Origin of the sequence: Aeromicrobium sp., assembly GCF_032084975.1 — a bacterium.
Lineage (GTDB): Bacteria > Actinomycetota > Actinomycetes > Propionibacteriales > Nocardioidaceae > Aeromicrobium.
In genome coordinates, this window is the sequence record NZ_DAMDLR010000004.1 from 40,293 (window position 1) to 56,691 (window position 16,399).

General features: G+C 70.0%; 14 protein-coding genes and 1 pseudogene. 4 read left to right on the forward strand and 11 right to left on the reverse strand.

The features are described from left to right. Window positions 1-38: 38 nt before the first annotated feature. The 4 genes from RT323_RS01825 to RT323_RS01840 form a co-directional block, all read right to left on the reverse strand. Window positions 39-599, reverse strand: a complete 561-nt coding sequence (locus tag RT323_RS01825; protein ID WP_313404488.1) for a hypothetical protein — start codon at window positions 597-599, stop codon at window positions 39-41. A gap of 153 nt (window positions 600-752) precedes the next feature. Further along, window positions 753-1,541, reverse strand: coding sequence for an SDR family NAD(P)-dependent oxidoreductase (locus RT323_RS01830; protein WP_313404490.1), 789 nt, complete (start codon window positions 1,539-1,541; stop codon window positions 753-755). 102 nt (window positions 1,542-1,643) lie between these two features. Further along, the gene (locus RT323_RS01835) at window positions 1,644-2,138 is read right to left on the reverse strand and encodes a hypothetical protein (protein ID WP_313404491.1); all 495 of its coding nucleotides are present in this window, start codon (window positions 2,136-2,138) and stop codon (window positions 1,644-1,646) included. A gap of 175 nt (window positions 2,139-2,313) precedes the next feature. Beyond that, entirely contained in the window at window positions 2,314-4,899 is a 2,586-nt protein-coding gene (locus RT323_RS01840; protein ID WP_313404493.1) for an Ig-like domain repeat protein, read from the reverse strand. Window positions 4,900-5,085: 186 nt separating this feature from the next. On the opposite strand from RT323_RS01840, the gene RT323_RS01845 reads away from it, so the two are divergent. Next, on the forward strand, window positions 5,086-5,685 hold the full coding sequence (locus RT323_RS01845; protein ID WP_313404494.1) for a phosphatase PAP2 family protein: 600 nt from the start codon (window positions 5,086-5,088) through the stop codon (window positions 5,683-5,685). A 37-nt stretch (window positions 5,686-5,722) separates the two neighbouring features. Then, window positions 5,723-6,853, forward strand: coding sequence for an alanine dehydrogenase (gene ald / locus RT323_RS01850; RefSeq protein WP_313404495.1), 1,131 nt, complete (start codon window positions 5,723-5,725; stop codon window positions 6,851-6,853). 3 nt (window positions 6,854-6,856) lie between these two features. Here ald and RT323_RS01855 read toward each other — a convergent pair whose 3' ends face one another. After that, complete coding sequence (locus RT323_RS01855; protein WP_313404496.1) at window positions 6,857-8,455, reverse strand: hypothetical protein; 1,599 nt, start codon at window positions 8,453-8,455, stop codon at window positions 6,857-6,859. Beyond that, window positions 8,452-9,342 carry an ABC transporter ATP-binding protein gene (locus RT323_RS01860; RefSeq protein ID WP_313404497.1) on the reverse strand — a complete coding sequence of 297 codons (891 nt, stop codon included), beginning with the start codon at window positions 9,340-9,342 and terminating at the stop codon, window positions 8,452-8,454. The genes RT323_RS01855 and RT323_RS01860 overlap by 4 nt, the downstream gene beginning before the upstream one ends. 85 nt (window positions 9,343-9,427) lie before the next feature. Here RT323_RS01860 and RT323_RS01865 point away from each other — a divergent pair, with 85 nt between their 5' ends. Together RT323_RS01865 and RT323_RS01870 are read left to right on the forward strand one after the other, a co-directional pair. Further along, window positions 9,428-9,640: a hypothetical protein gene (locus tag RT323_RS01865; protein WP_313404499.1), complete on the forward strand. Its 213-nt coding sequence runs from the start codon at window positions 9,428-9,430 to the stop codon at window positions 9,638-9,640. Between the two features lie 17 nt (window positions 9,641-9,657). Next, window positions 9,658-10,296 (forward strand): DUF998 domain-containing protein, encoded by a 639-nt coding sequence (locus tag RT323_RS01870; protein ID WP_313404501.1) that lies wholly within the window; start codon window positions 9,658-9,660, stop codon window positions 10,294-10,296. Window positions 10,297-11,490: 1,194 nt separating this feature from the next. Here the strand turns inward: RT323_RS01870 and RT323_RS01875 are convergent. The 5 genes and pseudogenes from RT323_RS01875 to RT323_RS01895 form a co-directional block, all read right to left on the reverse strand. Beyond that, complete coding sequence (locus RT323_RS01875) at window positions 11,491-11,580, reverse strand: hypothetical protein (RefSeq protein ID WP_396171746.1); 90 nt, start codon at window positions 11,578-11,580, stop codon at window positions 11,491-11,493. A 253-nt stretch (window positions 11,581-11,833) separates the two neighbouring features. Then, window positions 11,834-12,844 carry a carbon-nitrogen hydrolase family protein gene (locus RT323_RS01880; protein ID WP_313404505.1) on the reverse strand — a complete coding sequence of 337 codons (1,011 nt, stop codon included), beginning with the start codon at window positions 12,842-12,844 and terminating at the stop codon, window positions 11,834-11,836. Window positions 12,845-12,891: 47 nt separating this feature from the next. Next, complete coding sequence (locus RT323_RS01885) at window positions 12,892-14,268, reverse strand: FAD-dependent oxidoreductase (protein WP_313404507.1); 1,377 nt, start codon at window positions 14,266-14,268, stop codon at window positions 12,892-12,894. Between the two features lie 14 nt (window positions 14,269-14,282). After that, window positions 14,283-15,410: a class II histone deacetylase gene (locus RT323_RS01890; protein WP_313404509.1), complete on the reverse strand. Its 1,128-nt coding sequence runs from the start codon at window positions 15,408-15,410 to the stop codon at window positions 14,283-14,285. Continuing rightward, window positions 15,407-16,383 (reverse strand): annotated as a pseudogene (locus RT323_RS01895) (NAD(P)H-dependent flavin oxidoreductase). The gene RT323_RS01890 and the pseudogene RT323_RS01895 overlap by 4 nt, the downstream one beginning before the upstream one ends. Between the last annotated feature and the right edge of the window lie 16 nt (window positions 16,384-16,399).

Below are 16,399 nucleotides of genomic sequence, written 5' to 3' on the forward strand. Positions count from 1 at the left end.
TGGGACGGGACCGCTCCCCACCGTCGTGCAGGTACAGCTCAGAACCGCGAGAACGGCTTCGGCGTCGCGTAGCCGAAGGTCGCGTTCTCCGCGAAGGCATCCACCCCGAAGGTGGCGTTGAGCGCATCGGCGGCCGTCTTCGTCAGCGTCAGCCTCACGACGCCGTAGCCGAGGCGGTTCGAGGCGCGGACCTTGAACAGGTCCACGCGACCGACGTTTCCGACGGTGCCGTTGACCTTGCCGCTGACGCGCAGGCGACCGAGGTCGATGTTGAAGTCCGACACCGTGATCGTGGCCGCGGAGCCGGCACTGAGGTTCAGGCCGCCCGTGTGCTTGATGCGCAGCTTGCCCAGGCGGTAACCCGAGATCGGGAACCTGGCCGCGATCGTGTCCTTGAACGCACCGGCCTTCGCGCCGGCCGTCGGGGCGGGGGTGATGCCGGCGCCGGTGATCAGGTCGTAGACGGCCGGATCGACGACGACCTGCGTGTAGCCGACCTTGGTGCTGGACTTCGCCTTCGCCTGGGCCGGCGAGGCGAGCGCCGTGGACATGCCCGCGGCCAGGACGACCGTGAGCAATGCGAGAAGTACCTTCTTCATGATGTCCCCATTTCAGCGGCCGGAGCTTCCGACCTCATGCGGGGGCTTCGGTGCCCTGTCGGGAACGGATGACGCCCGTCTCACACTGCGAGCGGAATGCGCGAATCTGTGACTGGCGCACACTCGTGTGAAGGATGAGGCACTTTTCCTCCGTCATCGGGACGAAGCGAGAGCCGTCCGGACGATCCGATCCGTCACCGCGTTGATGACCCACCGCGGGAGGAGCCTCGTCAGCAGCAGCGTCCGCCGCGCGGCCGTCCCAGGGACGATCACGGGCCTGCGCCGGTCGATCCCACGCATGATCTCGCGGACCGCAGGCTCCAGCTCGAGCGTGCCCGCCATCTCCTTGAGTGCCTTGGTGGCCGGCAGCATCGTGCGACGCTCGTCGTCCACCATCGGCGTCTCGACCTCGGGCGGGCACACGACCGAGACGTCGATCCGACGCGGCCGCTGCTCGATGCGCAGCACCTGACCCAGGCCGACGACGCCGTACTTCGAGGCGCCGTACGCCGCGTACCCGTAGTTCGCGACGAGCCCGGCCATCGACGCGATCAGGACGAGGTGCCCGTGCGGCGCGAGTCGCGGCAGGACGGCCGCGGCCACGTTGCGGCTGCCGACCAGGTTGATGTCGATGACCCGCCGGAACGCGTCCTCGGACAGGTCCTCGAACAGCGCGGCGTCCTGCACGCCGGCGCAGTTGATCGCCAGCCCCGGCGCACCGAGCGCCTCGACTCCGCGGACCACCGCGGACTCCACCGCCGAGCCGTCCCTGACGTCGATCTCCTCCGTGTGGAGGCGGCCGGCGGTGGCGGCCTCCAGCCGCACACGTGCGTCGTCGTCGAACCGCAGGTCCAGCGCGATGACCGCATGGCCCCGCTGCGCGTAGAGCTCGGCCAGGCGCAGGCCGAGACCGGACCCGGCGCCGGTGATCAGGAGAGTCATGGCGACATTCTCCCGTGATTCACACGGCCGGCGTGCGAGGAACGACTAACGATGATGCATTCGACCCCGCCGGGCGACCCGAATGCCTCATCGTGCCGGTGGTCAGCGCAGGGCGGCCTCGGTGAGCTGCTCGGCCGTCTTCTCGAAGAGGTCCTGCATCTCGCCGGCGGGATAGCTCGCCGCCAGCTCGGCCGCGGCCAGCGCCCCACCGAGCAGCACCGACGGGTCGAGCTCCTCCTGCCGCGGGTCGGGGAACGGTCCCGGCCTCGGCCGGGGCCAGCGGCGGGGCCACCCGGTGCCGCACCAGTCCTCGATGTCGTCCAGGAACGCCTGGTGGGCGTCGGCGTCGCGGCCGCTGACGATGATGATGCCGCGTGCCATCACCGAGAGCAGGAGACGGCCGGCCTCCGCGGGAGGCAGGGGCTGGGGATTGAGCGCGGCCCAGCCGACGCGTCCCACGAGCAGGCCCTGGGGCCCGCCGCCGACGAGCTCCACGACGCGCTCGTCGAGTGCCGCGAGCACATCGAGGCGGCCGAGGCCGGACAGGGTGACGCGACCGCGGGCGAGTGCCCTGATGAGGTCTGAAGCAGTGGCCATGGTGTTCCTCCTGGTGCGAGGCGGTCCGGATGGGCCGTCGACTCCGAGGAGGCATCGCGGTGCTGACGGATACACACGCCACCTGGCTGGCGGGATCCGGCCAAATGGGCCGGCACCACGCACCAGGCCCGGAATCCGATGGATTCCGGGCCTGGCGGGAGCTACGAGCCGGTCGTCACCGGCGCACGGTCACCGGGATCCGGTGCAGGGTGCGGCCGACCTTCACACCGAGGTCCCAACGACCGTGGCGGCTCATGCCCCGGTCCATGCGCACGGGCAGCACGTGGCGGTGCAGGCCGGACTGCTTGCCGGACCGGCGCAGGTAGCTGCCCGACGCCGTCGGGGTCGAGTCGCGCAGGGACGCGTTGTAGTACTGCGGCCGTGAGGAGCCCGAGGTCAACGCGACGACGAGGTAGGTCTTGCCCTCGCTGACGCGGTAGGAGCCCTGGCGGAACGTGGCGCCCGAGACGTAGAACCGCGCGACCCGGTACCTGACCGTGCTGATCCGCTTGTTGCCCGCGCGATCGGTCGCGGTCGCCCTGATCGTCACCGACTCGCCGCGAACGCGCTTGCTGACCTTGCAGCGCGCGATTCCGGAGAGCTTGTCCTTGCTCACGCACCGCGCCTTCGGGGCCTGACCGGGGTAGGTCGCGCCCTTGCGCACGCCCTTGATCGCGACCTTGGGCGCGCGGCGATCGATGTTGATGGCGCCGACCGTCACGGTCGCCGCGCCGCCGTCCGCAGCGAGGATCGTGCGCGTGACCGACTGGCCCGCGCGGTTGGCCTTCAGCGTGACCGGCTTCGGGCACGCCGCGGTGAGGCCGGAGCCACCGGAAGCGCAGCGGAACGTCACCGTGACCGGAGTCCGGTACCAACCGGCCGCCGACCTGGCCTTCGCGCTCGTGACGCGCGCCGTGATCACCGGATCGCGACGTGCCGTCGAACCCGACGACGCGGTGTAGTCGCCGTCGCCGGAGTAGACGGCGGCGACGGCCCGGCTCCTGCCGGACTCGAGGCGGTGCGCCAGCGTCGCGGTGCCGTCGACGAGGGGAGCGGAGCCGACCTCGACGCCGTCCACCGAGAACGTCACGGTGCCGGTCGGGGTGCCGGCGCCCGGAGCGCTCGCCGTGACCTTGGCCGCGAGTCGGTCGGACTTCACGGTCAGCTCGGTGGTCGTGGCGGCAGCCGTCACGGCCACGGTCTGGCTCGTCGAGGCCGCGGCGTAGCGACCGTTGCCGGCCTGGTCGGCGTTGATCACGCACGAGCCCGGGTGGTCGAAGGTCACGGTCGATCCGTCGACCGCGCACACGGATGCCGAGGCCGGGTCGATCGACACGACGACCGGGTTCGGGGACGCGCCGCCGGTCGCGGTGACCGCGTACGTCTGGCCGACGACGGGAGTCGAGGCCGGCGGGGTGGACGTGATCGTCACCGTCTGGGCCACCAGCGACACCGAGACGGTCAGGGTCTGCGTCGTCGACAGGGCACCGTTGTCCGCCTTCACGGTGACCGGGTAGGTGCCGGCCGAGCCGTCCGCCGGCGTGCCCGAGACGGTGGCCGTGCCATCACCGTTGTCGGTGAACGTCATGCCGGCCGGCAGGTCGCCGGTCGCGGTCAGGGTGGTCGCCGCCGGGTGGCCGGGCGTCGCGGCGACGGAGAACGAGCCCGCGGAGCCCACCGCGAACGCGGCGGTCGGCAGCGTCGTGACGACGGGTGCCTCGTTGACGGTCAGGTCGAGCGTCTGGGTCGCGTCGGGCTCGACGCCGTTCGTGGCGGTCAGCGCGATCGAGTGGACGCCACCGGTGCCGGCGGCCGGCGTGCCGGCGATCGTCGCCGTGCCATTGCCGTTGTCGGTGAGGGTCAGTCCGGTCGGCAGCGCGCTGGTCGTGGTGATCGCGGCCCGCGGGTGGCCCACGGTCTTCACCGTGAAGGCCTCTGCGGTCCCGGCCGTGAGCGTGGCGCTCGCGGCACTCGTGAAGCTGGGCGCCATCTCCAGTCCCCGGGTGAGGGCGTTGACCATCAGCGGGACGCCGTCGGTGCTGGCGTCCCAGAAGTCGGGCCTGATGGTGCTGGACGGCGGGAAGAAGTTCAGGACGACGACATTGCCTCGCGTCGCGACGAGGGGCTCACCGTCGCTCCAGTGGGCAACCAGGGTCGACCCCTCGGTGAGCTGCAGCCCGGTGCCGTGATAGCTCGAGCTGCCTCCATGGAAGCTCGTCACGCCGTCGAGCAGCGGGTGACCGGGAAGGTCGGCGACGAGCGTCTCGGGCGTCTGCGAGCTGTGGTTCTGCAGGGCCACGGGAAGGTAGCCGTCGGAGATGAGGCGGCCAGAGGGCGCGTACCCGGCGGAGGTCGCGAAGACGCCGAGCACCAGTCGCCCACCGCCATCGACGTAGTCCGCCAGCACGTTGCCCAGACCTGACGGGTCGGGGATCGAGCAGTCGGTCCACAGGAACACCGCGTCGTACTCCTCGAGCTCAGCCAGTGCCGGAGTGCCGAAGGTGCACGAGTTGCTGCCCGGCATGACGGAGACCTCCGCGAACGAACCCGACGCCTCGAGCTTGTCCACCACGTCGGCGACGTACGGCTCGTTGTCGTAGCCGAGCAGCAGCACCCGCGGGCGGGAGTCCGGCTCGGCCTGCGCCGGCGCGGCGAGCGCGAGCGTGGACGCCACCACGGCGACCAGCGCGATCAGCGCCGCCACGGGGCGGGTGGACATGAGGACGTGACGGTTCATCCAGACTCCTGCGGGAGTGGCCATGTGCTCTCGTCACGACGTGACGGATCAGACGCGTGGCCTCGCTGGAAATCTAGTGTCCGAACGACTCTCCAGTCTCACGAATCGACTGATTTATCGCAGGTCCACACCACTCACTCGATGCGACGACGCACCCACGACGGGTGGACATCGGATGCGCCCTCCCGTGCACGGGGCGACGATGGGGTCGTGCCTGTCCGCCGAGGATCGACAGACGTCGACATCGTGGCCGCGACCGCTGCGTCCATCGTCTTCGTCGCGTCCGCGCTCGCCTTCGGACGGCGAACCGGCCCTCGTGAGGTCCGGTGGTTCGCGATCGTGAACGAATGGCCGGACACGCGCCTGGTCCGCCTCCCCCAGCAGCTCGGGACCCCGTGGATGCTGCCGCTGACCGGCGCCGCGCTGTGGGCTTCAGGCCGACGCCGTGAGGGCGTCGCGACGGCTGCGGCCCTGCCCGTCTCGAAAGACATCGAGGTGGCGGTGAAGAAGCTCCTGCAACGTCCGCGGCCGCTGTACGAGACACCGACGATCCTGCGCGACGACGCGCCCCTGGAGGGCCCGTCGTTCCCCTCGGGTCACGCCGCGATCGCCACCGCGACGGCCTACATGATCGCGCGCGAGGTTCCGGCGGCCGCGGCCCCCTTGGCCGCCCTGACGATCGTCGCCTCCCTCGTGCGCGTCCACCAGGGTGCGCACTGGCTGAGCGACGCGGTCGGAGGTGGTGCGCTCGGGATCGCCGTCGCCGCCGCTGCTCGCACGATCGCCCTGCGCATCCCGATCAAGGCGTAGCGTTGTCGGATGAGTCGGCTGACGAGAGGCTGAGGTCGTGAGGATCGGCGTTCCCCGGGAGATCAAGATCCATGAGTACCGCGTGGCGCTCACGCCGCTGGGGGTGCGCGAGCTGACCAGTCGCGGCCACACGGTGGTGATCGAGACCGCGGCCGGCGTCGGCTCGTCGATCAGCGACGAGGACTACGAGGCCGCCGGGGCGACGATCGTCGACGACGCCGAGTCCGCGTGGGGCACCGACGGGGGCGTCGACCTCGTGCTGAAGGTCAAGGAGCCCGTCGCCGACGAGTACCACCGCATGCGCGAGGGCCAGCTGCTCTTCACGTACCTGCACCTGGCCGCCGACCGGGCCCTGACCGAGGAACTGCTCGAACGGAAGGTCACCGGTGTCGCCTACGAGACGGTCACCGGAGCCTCCGGCGGACTCCCCCTGCTGTACCCGATGAGCGAGGTCGCGGGTTGCCTCGCACCCCAGGTCGGCGCCCATGCGCTGATGAAGGCGTCCGGCGGCCGGGGTGTGCTGCTCGGCGGGGTCGGTGGCGTCGCCAACGCGAAGGTCGTCATCATCGGCGCCGGGGTTTCGGGCCAGAACGCCGCGAACATCGCCCTCGGCATGGGCGCCGACGTGACGTTGCTCGACACCGACCTCGACAAGCTGCGGATGAGCTTCTGGCGGTACGACAACCGCGTGCACGGGCTCGCCTCGTCCCAACTGGCGATCGAGCAGCAGGTGCTCGAGGCGGACCTCGTCATCGGGGCCGTGCTGCTGCCGGGCGCCGCCGCCCCGAAGCTGGTCAGCAACGAGCTCGTGTCGCGCATGAGGCCCGGGTCCGTTCTCGTCGACATCGCGATCGACCAGGGCGGCTGCTTCGAGGACTCGCGCCCGACGACCCACGCCGACCCGACCTTCGCGGTCCACGGCTCGACCTTCTACTGCGTCGCCAACATGCCCGGCGCGGTGCCGAACACGTCCACCTACGCCCTGACCAACGCGACCCTTCCCTACGCGATCGCGCTGGCCGAGCGTGGGTGGACCGGCGCGATGCGAGCCGATCCCGGCCTGGCGCAGGGCCTCAACACGCACGACGGCGAGCTGACGAATGCCGCGGTGGGATCCGCCCTCGCGCTGAGCTCGGTCACGGTCGACGAGGTGCTGGCCTCGGCGTGACGGTCAGCCCGCGCTGACGTCGCGCCGCTGGAAGCCCCACAGGCCGACCGCGACCAGCACCCCGGCCACGGCGAGCTCGGCGAGCGCCGGCCATGGCTCGAACGACTCGACCGGGACGCCCGCGAGGTGCCAGAACGGCGAGAGCGACTCGAGCCGGTCCGGCAGTCGCAGGGTCTCGCCCAGCAGCACCTGCACGGACACGAACGCGACCACCGCCCACGCCAAGCCGCCCCACCGCGGAGACACTCCCGTGAGCGCCACGGCGAGAGCGCCGACCATCAGGACGCCCGGCAGGTAGCTCAGCTGGCCGCCGACGTGCTGGCCGATCCTGCTCCACTCCCCCATGCCGAGCGCGTAGCCCAGGGCGAGGGCGAGGGTCATCGCCACGGACACCACCAGGGCACCCACCGCAGCGAAGGCGACCGTGGCACCGAGCCACGAGGACCGGCGGACGCGGGTCGCCAGCACGACCTCGGCCCGGCCGGACTCCTCCTCCGCTCGCAGCCGCAGCACGGACGACACCGCGAAGCCGGTCGAGACGACCGCCATGAACAGGAAGATGTAGCGCAGGAACTCGTCGACGAGCGCCTGTTCGGCGTCCGGGGACGCACCGATCACCGCGGCGATGTCCGGGTTCGAAGCGACCAGGTCGGGGATGGTCGGGATCACCGCACCGTAGAGCAGGCCGAGTGCCGTCAGTCCGATCGTCCATCCGATCAGCAGGCCGCGCTGGAGCCGCACCACCAGTCCGAACGGCGTGCCGAGCCAGGCCGATGCACGCGGACGACCCGCCCGCGCCTGCAGGACCCCGCCGGCGAAGTCCCGATGCACGGTGAGCCATCCGGCGACCCCCAGCAGGGTCGCGCTCAGGACCAGCAACGGGATCACGGGCCACCACTGCTCGTCACCGAAGGCGTCCATGCGTTGGGCCCACCCGAAGGGCGATGCCCAGACCAGGGCGTTGTCCTGCATCGCGCCCACGCCACGAACGAGATAACCCACGGCCACGGCGGCCCCGGCGATCCCGAGCGCGCCGCGTGCCGACGTCGACAGTTGCGCCGCGACCAGCGCGACGGCGGCGTAACACAGGCCCAGCAGCGTCAGCCCGAGGCCGTAGGTGACGCTGCCGAGGACGTCCAGCCCGGCGAGCAGCATCGAGGCCGTGGTGATCGCGCCGATCAACAGGGCCGCGACGACCCCGTACAGCAGGCCCGCGAGCGTGGCCGCGTGCCGGCCGACCACCGTGGAGCGGACCAGCTCCGCCCGTCCGCTCTCCTCCTCGGCTCGGGTGTGCCGGATCACCAGGAACAGCACCATCAGGCAGATGCCGAGCTGGGCGACCTGCGAGATCTCGTTGGCGACGATGCCGCCGAGGGTGTCCACGGCGGCCTGCCGACCGGACATCAGGTGGCTGACCGGGCTGGCGCCGACCGCACTGGCGTAGCCCGCCACCTTCTCGGGGCTGTCGTAGATCGGCGGGACGGCCGCCGCCGTGGCCGCGATGGTCCCGCCGAGGCCGACCAGCCACAACGGCAACCGCAGCCGATCGCGGCGCAGGACGAGTCGCAGCAGATGGCTGGTTCCCGTGAACGGGGCGCTCACGTCGTCACCTCGTCACCGTACTGCCGCAGGAAGAGCTCCTCCAGCGTCGGCGGATGCGCGGTCAGTGACCGCACACCGAGCGGCGCGAGAGCCTGGATCACCGCGTCCAGGCGGTCCGAGTCGACCTCGAAGGCGACCTGGGCGTCGAGGAACCGCGCGTTGTGCACCCCCTCGAGCTGATCGAGGTCCGTCGCCGGCCTGGCCGTCTCGGCGATGACCGTGGTGCGGGTCAGGTGCCGCAGCTCGGCCAGCGTCCCGCTCTGGACCACGCGGCCGGCGCGGATGATGCTGATCCGGTCGGACAGGGCCTCGGCCTCGGCCATGATGTGCGAGCTCAGCAGCACGGTCGCGCCCTCGCGCTTCAGGTCGAGCACGGCCTCCTGGAACGCCGCCTCCATCAGCGGGTCGAGGCCGGAGGTCGGCTCGTCGAAGAGGTAGAGCTCGACCCGGCTGGCCAGAGCCGCGACCAGCGCCACCTTCTGACGGTTGCCCTTCGAGTAGGTCCGCGCCTTCTTGCGGGGGTCGAGCTCGAAGCGCTCGAGCATCTGCGCGCGGCGCTGCTCGTCCAGGCCACCGCGCATCCGCCCCAGCACGTCGATCACCTCGCCGCCGGTGAGGTTCGGCCACAGGGCGACGTCGCCGGGGACGTAGGCGAGCCGGCGGTGCAGGTCGGCGGCCTGGCTCCACGGGTCGCCACCGAGCATGGCCGCGCTCCCGGAGTCGGCCCTCAGCAGTCCGAGCAACACCCGGATCGTGGTCGACTTGCCGGCGCCGTTCGGTCCGAGGAAGCCGTGGACCTCTCCCTGCTCGACCGTCAGGTCGACTCCGTCCAGAGCCCGCACGGAGCCGAAGCTCTTGACGATGTCGCGAAGCTCGATGGCGCTCACGGTTTCATCGTGGCACGTGACCGGCCGGTCATCCGGGCATGAGGACGCCCCGAGTCAGACGAGACGGGACGGGTACGCCCAGAACATGAGCACATCGACACTGACCGCTGCGCTCCTCGCCACCGCACTGGCCACCGGGTGGCTGCTGCCGATGGGCGTGATCAGGATGCTCGCCTACCGCTCCGAGGAGGTCGACCACACGCCGGGGATGCGCAACGTGGCCATCTTGGCGCTCACACTCGGGTGCCTGTCCGCCGTGGCCTGCCTGACCATCGCTGCGGTGCTCGTCCTCGGCTAGCCGACTACCGTGGGCGAATGCCGGTTGCCTCACGTCCCCGCGGCCTCACCGGGTCTCGCGCCGCTCGCTGGGGAGCCTTGGCACTGGTGGTGCGACCGCTCTACATCGCCACCGAGCTGTTCGTCGCGGCCGCGACGACCGGCGGCTACAGCTTCCTCGCCGACTCCGTCAGCAGGCTCGGCGAGACCGGCTGCTCACCTGACCACTGCTCCGCGCGCCACGGGCTGATGAACGGGTCGTTCGTGATCTTCGGCCTCCTGCTGGCCGGCAGTGCGGTGGCGCTGGCACGTCGGCTCGGCCCGTGGGCGACGGGACTGCTCGTGGTCTCCGGACTGAGCTCGATGGCGACCGGCCTGACGCCTCAGGACCAGGACGCCACCGCCCACGTGATCGCCGCGACACCGCTGTTCATCGCCCAGCCCGCGGCGCTCGTGGCGCTGGCCGTCCTCGTCCGCGGTGAACAACCGATCCTGTCGCGGCTCATGCTGGGCGGCGGCGTGGTCACCGGCGCGGGCGCGGCGGCCTTCATCCTGGCCGGGGACGAGTACACCGGCCTGCTCGAGCGTCTCGCGCTGTGGCCGGTGCTGATCGCCCTGTCCGCATTCGGCGCCGCGGAGCTTCGTCGTCAGTCTCGGGCACGAGCACACGCAGCCTGACATTCGAAGGCTCTTCGGACAGATCCAAGAGCCATCCACCCGGCCCGTCGGGCAGTGAGGCGGTGCTCCCTGCGTGTTCTCGGTGCTGGGCCTGGCGTATCGAGACATTCGAGCCCGCCAATGAATCAGGCCCGGGAATCCGTTGGATTCCCGGGCCTGATCTTGGTAGCGGGGGCAGGATTTGAACCCGCGACCTCTGGAAGAAATCGGGGCCTTGCCCGACACTTCCCAACGGTGCCCGTTCCAACGCATTTCTGCTGGAATGGCTGACGAATCAGCACTCTGACAATTTTCAATGTAGCGCGCTGTTCCTCACTGATGCGCATCTCAATCCGTGCAGTAAACGTGCAGTGCACCGAACGACGCGACGTGATGTAACGAGCACGCACCGAACCGCCCCAAGACCGGCATGAACTACAGGAACTTTCGGAAACTCTGGGTATCGCAGTGGGTCACTCTGACGAGACGTGCTCGACGACCACCACCGAAACTGCCGCCAAGCAGTCCTCGATATCCATAAACGTCGCTTGGTCAGAGTGTGCTGAACCAAGCACCCTTCGGTCCAACGAGCACGTGTTGACTGACGTCCGCGCCGAATGATGCACACCGTTGCGTCGGGGTTGCAGCGAGTGCGGTTGCTGCCCTGACCTGTGCAAACGTCTCGACCACACTCGTACGGTACGACTCATCGACTTGATCCCTCATCTGCCTCGGCCTGCGCGCTTGTGCGGCCGATTGCGTTGATGATGGACACAATTCCGACACTCCGAGGCACAGTAGTACTCGACCACCCGCGCCGGCGAGATCGTCTGGTTCCGGTCGCCCACCGCCGATTTTCGCCGCGCTGTGGAACCGAGAGCGCCAAGCGAGAGGGCTCACTTGGCGCGCTAGATCGACCGATGTCCAGTCAGGACGCCCACATGGAGGTAGGACGCCACTCTCGCGAGGACGACGACTTTCCAGGGCTGGCTGGACGTGTTGGTGTGGCACTTCAGGTAGTGACGGATCAGTGGAATGGTCGGGTTCTGTCGTCGACGCCAGACCCGGCGCGTCGGGCGTCGATTGCGGAGGCCGAGGTTGGCGCCAACTCCCTCCAGCCTCGGCTCCGAAAAGGTCGCTATCGAGATGTGCCCGTCGCTGACGGCATAACGCCCACGGAGCGCCGCCGGACTGTCCCCGGCTGAGACTGGCTGGCTAGAGCCGACTGAAGGGCACGAAGCGCCGAAGCTGGGTGACGCGGGCCGGTTCGAGCTCGGCGATGGATGATGCCCCGGGCAACTTCATCGTGCGAACGCTCTCCGTCTCGAGGATGTCGAGCGCGCGGTCCACTCCCTGACGCCCGCCCGGCCATCAGTCCGTACAAGTAGGCCCGGTCGATCATGGTGAAGTCCGCTCCCAGCGTCATGCACGTTACGATGTCGGCGCCGTGCATGATCCCGGTGTCGACCCCGATCTCCAGCTCGGCGCCCACGGTGGAACGGGACCGGGGCTCAGCCAATCGAGCGGCCCACCGAGCCGCTTACCACCAGGAGAATGCCTAGAGCACGCCTCCCTCACGCTCGATCGGGACCACAGCGACCTGCTCGGCCGTGTAGGCCACGACCCCGCTCGGCGAGCGCCGGTCGCTGTTCACGTGCAGCTGGAAGAGGTCCGCGCGCTGGTAATGACCAGCCAGGTCGGCCGTGAAGCGCGACGCCATCAGGTCGTCGAGGTCGACGTCCACCACGATCAGGCCGGCAACGCCGCGGACCGGACCCACGATCCACTCCCCATCAGGTCCGATGACCCCGGATCCGCCGTCGAAGAGATGATCGGTGGAGCCGCAATCCTCCTCCGGGACCGCCAGCCCGTGCAGGAACGCGTCCAGCATCGTCTCCGGAACGTCGTCCCTGTGCAGCAGACTCGCTGCCACGACCACGAAGCACCGGCCCTCGACGGCATAGGTCCGGCTCACCAGCTCATGGCGATCCGAGAGGTCGGGCCACGACGCGACGTGGATCTCCTCGTGGCCCGCGTGCAGGACCTGACGCGCGAGAGGATTCCAGTGCTCCCAGCAGATCAGACCGCCAACCCTGCCGGCAGCCGTCTCGACCACGCGGAGGCCAGCCGCGTCGCCGGCCGCCCAGACGTTCTTCTCGGTCGACGTCGCCGTGATCTTCCGGTGGTGGTTGACGATCTCGCCGTCCGCGCCGATCACGAGTTGGGAGTTGAAGAGCGACCCTGACCCCGGCTCGGCCCTCTCGTTGAGGCCGAGCACCACCACGATCCCCCGGTCCCGGGCCGCACCGCGGATCGGCGCGAGTGGATCGGTGCCATCCCCGAGCACGGCACTGGATCGCACCAGATCGCCGTACAGACGACTGCCGAGCGGGTCGTCCCAGCTCGATGCCCCGAAGCACCAGGCCGGGTAGCCTCCGAGCCACGTCTCCGCGAAAGCCACCAGGTCGGCGCCGGCGTCGGCGGCCTCCTCGACGTGCTCCGCGCATCGGTTGACCGCCCCCTCGAGGTCGTCGAAGATCGCGGGGTACTGGGCGATGGCGATACGCATCAGGTGTTCTCTCCCTGGGTCAGGGTGGCGCACTCCGTCATGGTGCCTCAGCGATCTCGGAGTTGGGCGACGACCGCTCGTGCGGCCCGACGGCCCGACCGAATCGCGCCGTCGATGTAGCCGTTCCACACGTCCGCGACCTCGGTGCCCGCCCAGTGGATCGGGCCGGTGGGTTCGCGCCAGCCGTGCTCACCGTGCTCGATCCAGGCACCCGGAGCGGGCGTCGCGGCGTAGGCACCGCCGATCCAGCGATCGGTCGTCCAGTTCTTCTCGACGTAGTCGACGGGGTGCGCGGCTCGGGGACCGTGCAGGTCGACCAGCGTGGCGACGATCGCCGCCCGGCGGTCCGCGTCGTCCAACTGCGCCCACGTTCGCAGCCGGTCGCCATAGACGAACGCCACGAGAACCCCGACCTCGGCAGCGTCGGGCGAGTTGTCGAACACGACTCCCACCGGACTGTCGGTGAACAGCGAGGCCTGGCCAGAGTCGCCCAGATCCCGCCAGAATGCACGCTCATACGTCACGTGCACCTTGGCTACGTCACCCATGACGCTCCGTTCCAGCCACCGGCGCCGCGCGTACGGCAGGGGCGGTTCGAAGGCGACGGACCGGGCGGCGGGCGGTGGAAGCGCGACGATCACCGCACCTGCGCTGATGGGTCCGTCGGTCGTTTCCACGACCGCTCCGGAATCTGACCACGTGACGCTCCGCACGGGCGCGCTCAACCGAACGCGATCGCCGAGCCAGTCGGCGGCCGCCAACGCAGGGCCCTGCGCACCATCGGTGAACCGTGAGTCCTGGGCATGATCGAGGGTGAGCATCAGCTGGTCCCACCCACCGGCCGAGGCGACGTAGAAGGCGAGGTGCAGCATCGAGAGGTCGCGCGGTTCGACGGCCCAGACGCCCTGCACGGCGAGTCGAACCCGTGCGGCAGCGGCGTCGTCGAGGCCGTCCAACTCGGACTCGACGGTCACCGAGTCCAGTCGGGCAGCGTCGGCGGTGCGCCACGGCGCCTCGGTGTCGACGCTCGCCGCCAGCGCCGTGACGCGCTCGACGAAGGCGGCGTAGCCGATCTGGCCGGGGGCGTCGGACGTCCCACGGGTCGGCGCACGGTGCACCGAGGACTCCCACCGTTCGAGATGGTCGCCCGCGTCGTAGGTCGGGAACGTCGCGCACCCGAAGCGAGCGGCCATCGCGAGCAGCTCGGTCTGCGTGGGTCCCACCCATTGGCCGCCGTGGTCCACCGGCCCCGCCTCCGGTCGATGCTCGGTCAGCGTCCGCCCTCCGGGCCTGCCCGCAGCCTCCAGCACCAGGACGTCCAGTCTCTCGTCGACCAGCTCCAGCGCGGCGCTCAGTCCCGCGTAGCCGGCTCCCACGATGATGACGTCGTGGAGGGGGCCGCCCGAAATATCGCGTTCAGTCATGTTGTTCCCCGAATTCATTCAGTCGACAAAGAGAGTTGGCCGCGGACGAGCTCGATGACCCGCCCCTGGTGCGGCTGGAGCTCCTGACCGGCCCACGCCGCCCAGTCAGCCTCGTACGGGTCGGCGATCCCGGAGTCGATGCCACTCAGCGCCTCGACCACGGCAAGGCCGCAGAACGGCACGTAGACGGGCGAGTACCCACCCTCGTGGCTCATCGCGAGGCGACCGCCGCAAACCGCGCCGGCCAGTTCGACGAGACTCCGCGTCATTTCCCGATACGTCGACGATGTCAGCATCATCGCCGAGAGCGGATCAGCCGCCGACGCGTCGTAGCCGCATGCCACGATGATCATGTCGGGCTTGAACGCCGCGACCGACGGCAGGACCACGCGCTCGAACGCCGCACGGTATGCCCCGTTCCCCGATCCCGGCGGAAGGGCCACGTTGACGATGGAGCCGGCCGCGGCCCCTGCGCCGTGCACCCCGGCGTCCCCGGTGTCGATGGGGTAGTTGCGATCCTGATGGATCGACACCGTCAGCACGTCGGGGTCGTCGGCGTAGATCGCCTCGGTGCCGTTGCCGTGGTGCACGTCCCAGTCGATCACGGCGAACCGTTCGAGGCCGTGACTCGCCCGGACCGCCTCGATCGCGACGGCGACGTTGGCGAACATGCAAAAACCCATGCCGGACTCGCGGACGGCGTGATGACCGGGAGGACGCACCAGTGCGTACGCGTTGTCGACGCTACCGTCGGCCACCGCGCGCACCGCCTCGATGGCTCCACCCGCTGCGAGCGCACCGACCTCGTACCCGTTCCACCCGAAGGGCGACGACCCGTCGCCCATGTCGCCGCCGTGCTGGCGCCGGCTCTCCTCGCGGATCCGGTCGACATGAGCGGCGTCGTGCACGCGCAACAAGTCCTCGACCGAAGCGGCACGAGGGCGGATCTCCGTGAGCTGTTCTCGCAATCCGCTGACCTCGACGAGCGATGCGAACCGGGTCTTCGACTCCGCGGACTCGAAGTGCGCGAACGGCTGGACACCCGGCGCGCCCAGGACGTACCCGGCGGCTCGACCGGTGTCGTGCCAGCCGTACAGCTCGTGCCAGACCCACCCGGTGCGCGAGGCGGTGCCGGCGGTCACGAAACGACCGCCGGCAGGGACTCCCGCAGCAGCTGCTCAGCCTCGATCACAATCGCATCGACCACGTCGGCGACCGGTGCGACGTCGTGGATCAGGCCCTGGGCTTGGCCCGCCCACCACATGCCGTCCTCAAGGTCGCCACGGGCCAGGACCCGGTCGCGTCCCCGCGCGCCGGACGCCAGCTCGGCCACGTCGGCGAAGGTGGCGTCCGGGCGGGCTCCTAGCTCGCGGATCTGCTCGGAGATCGCGTTGCGGGCCACGCGAGCTGTGTTACGGAACTCGCGGAACACGAGCACCGTGTCGCGCTCGTCGTTAGCGACGATCTGGTCCTTGACGGCCTGATGGATCGGCGCCTCAGTCGTGGCCATGAACCGTGTACCCATGTTCACCGCCGAGGCCCCCAAAGCGAGGGCCGCGACGAGGCCCGATCCGGTCGCGATCCCACCCGAGGCGATGACGGCACCGAGAGGACACGGGTTGCCGTCGGGATCAGGATGAGACCCGGGACGTCGTCCTCCCCCGGGTGACCAGCGCACTCGAAGCCGTCGATGCTGATGGCGTCGACGCCCTTGCGCTCGGCCGACAGCGCGTGCCGCACGCTGGTGGCCTTGTGGATCACCTTGATGCCGGCTGCCTTGAAGTCCGGCAGGTGCGGCTCGGGACTGGACCCAGCCGTCTCGACCACTCGAACACCGGACTCGACGATCGCTGCCCGGTACTCGTCGTACGGCACGGGGTCCCGCGTCGGGAGGATGGTGAGATTCACCCCGAACGGCTGATCGGTCAGTTCACGCGTCCGCTCGATCTCGGCGGCGAGCGCCTCCGGGGTCGGTTGCGTCAGCGCCGTGAGGAATCCGAGCGCACCGGCCTCCGCGACCGGCGCGATCAGCTCGGCCGTGCCCAAGCCGGTCATGCCGCCGCACGTGATGGGGTGCCGGACGCCGAACGTCTCGGTAAAGATCGTCGAGATCATGACTGTTCTCCTGCCG

Bases quoted from the DNA above. Each gene is read 5' to 3' on its own strand.
- RT323_RS01825 (WP_313404488.1), bottom strand. From the start codon at position 599: ATGAAGAAGGTACTTCTCGCATTGCTCACGGTCGTCCTGGCCGCGGGC.
- RT323_RS01830 (WP_313404490.1), bottom strand. From the start codon at position 1,541: ATGACTCTCCTGATCACCGGCGCCGGGTCCGGTCTCGGCCTGCGCCTG.
- RT323_RS01835 (WP_313404491.1), bottom strand. From the start codon at position 2,138: ATGGCCACTGCTTCAGACCTCATCAGGGCACTCGCCCGCGGTCGCGTC.
- RT323_RS01840 (WP_313404493.1), bottom strand. From the start codon at position 4,899: ATGGCCACTCCCGCAGGAGTCTGGATGAACCGTCACGTCCTCATGTCC.
- RT323_RS01865 (WP_313404499.1), top strand. From the start codon at position 9,428: ATGAGCACATCGACACTGACCGCTGCGCTCCTCGCCACCGCACTGGCC.
- RT323_RS01870 (WP_313404501.1), top strand. From the start codon at position 9,658: ATGCCGGTTGCCTCACGTCCCCGCGGCCTCACCGGGTCTCGCGCCGCT.
- RT323_RS01875 (WP_396171746.1), bottom strand. From the start codon at position 11,580: ATGAAGTTGCCCGGGGCATCATCCATCGCCGAGCTCGAACCGGCCCGC.
- RT323_RS01880 (WP_313404505.1), bottom strand. From the start codon at position 12,844: ATGCGTATCGCCATCGCCCAGTACCCCGCGATCTTCGACGACCTCGAG.
- RT323_RS01885 (WP_313404507.1), bottom strand. From the start codon at position 14,268: ATGACTGAACGCGATATTTCGGGCGGCCCCCTCCACGACGTCATCATC.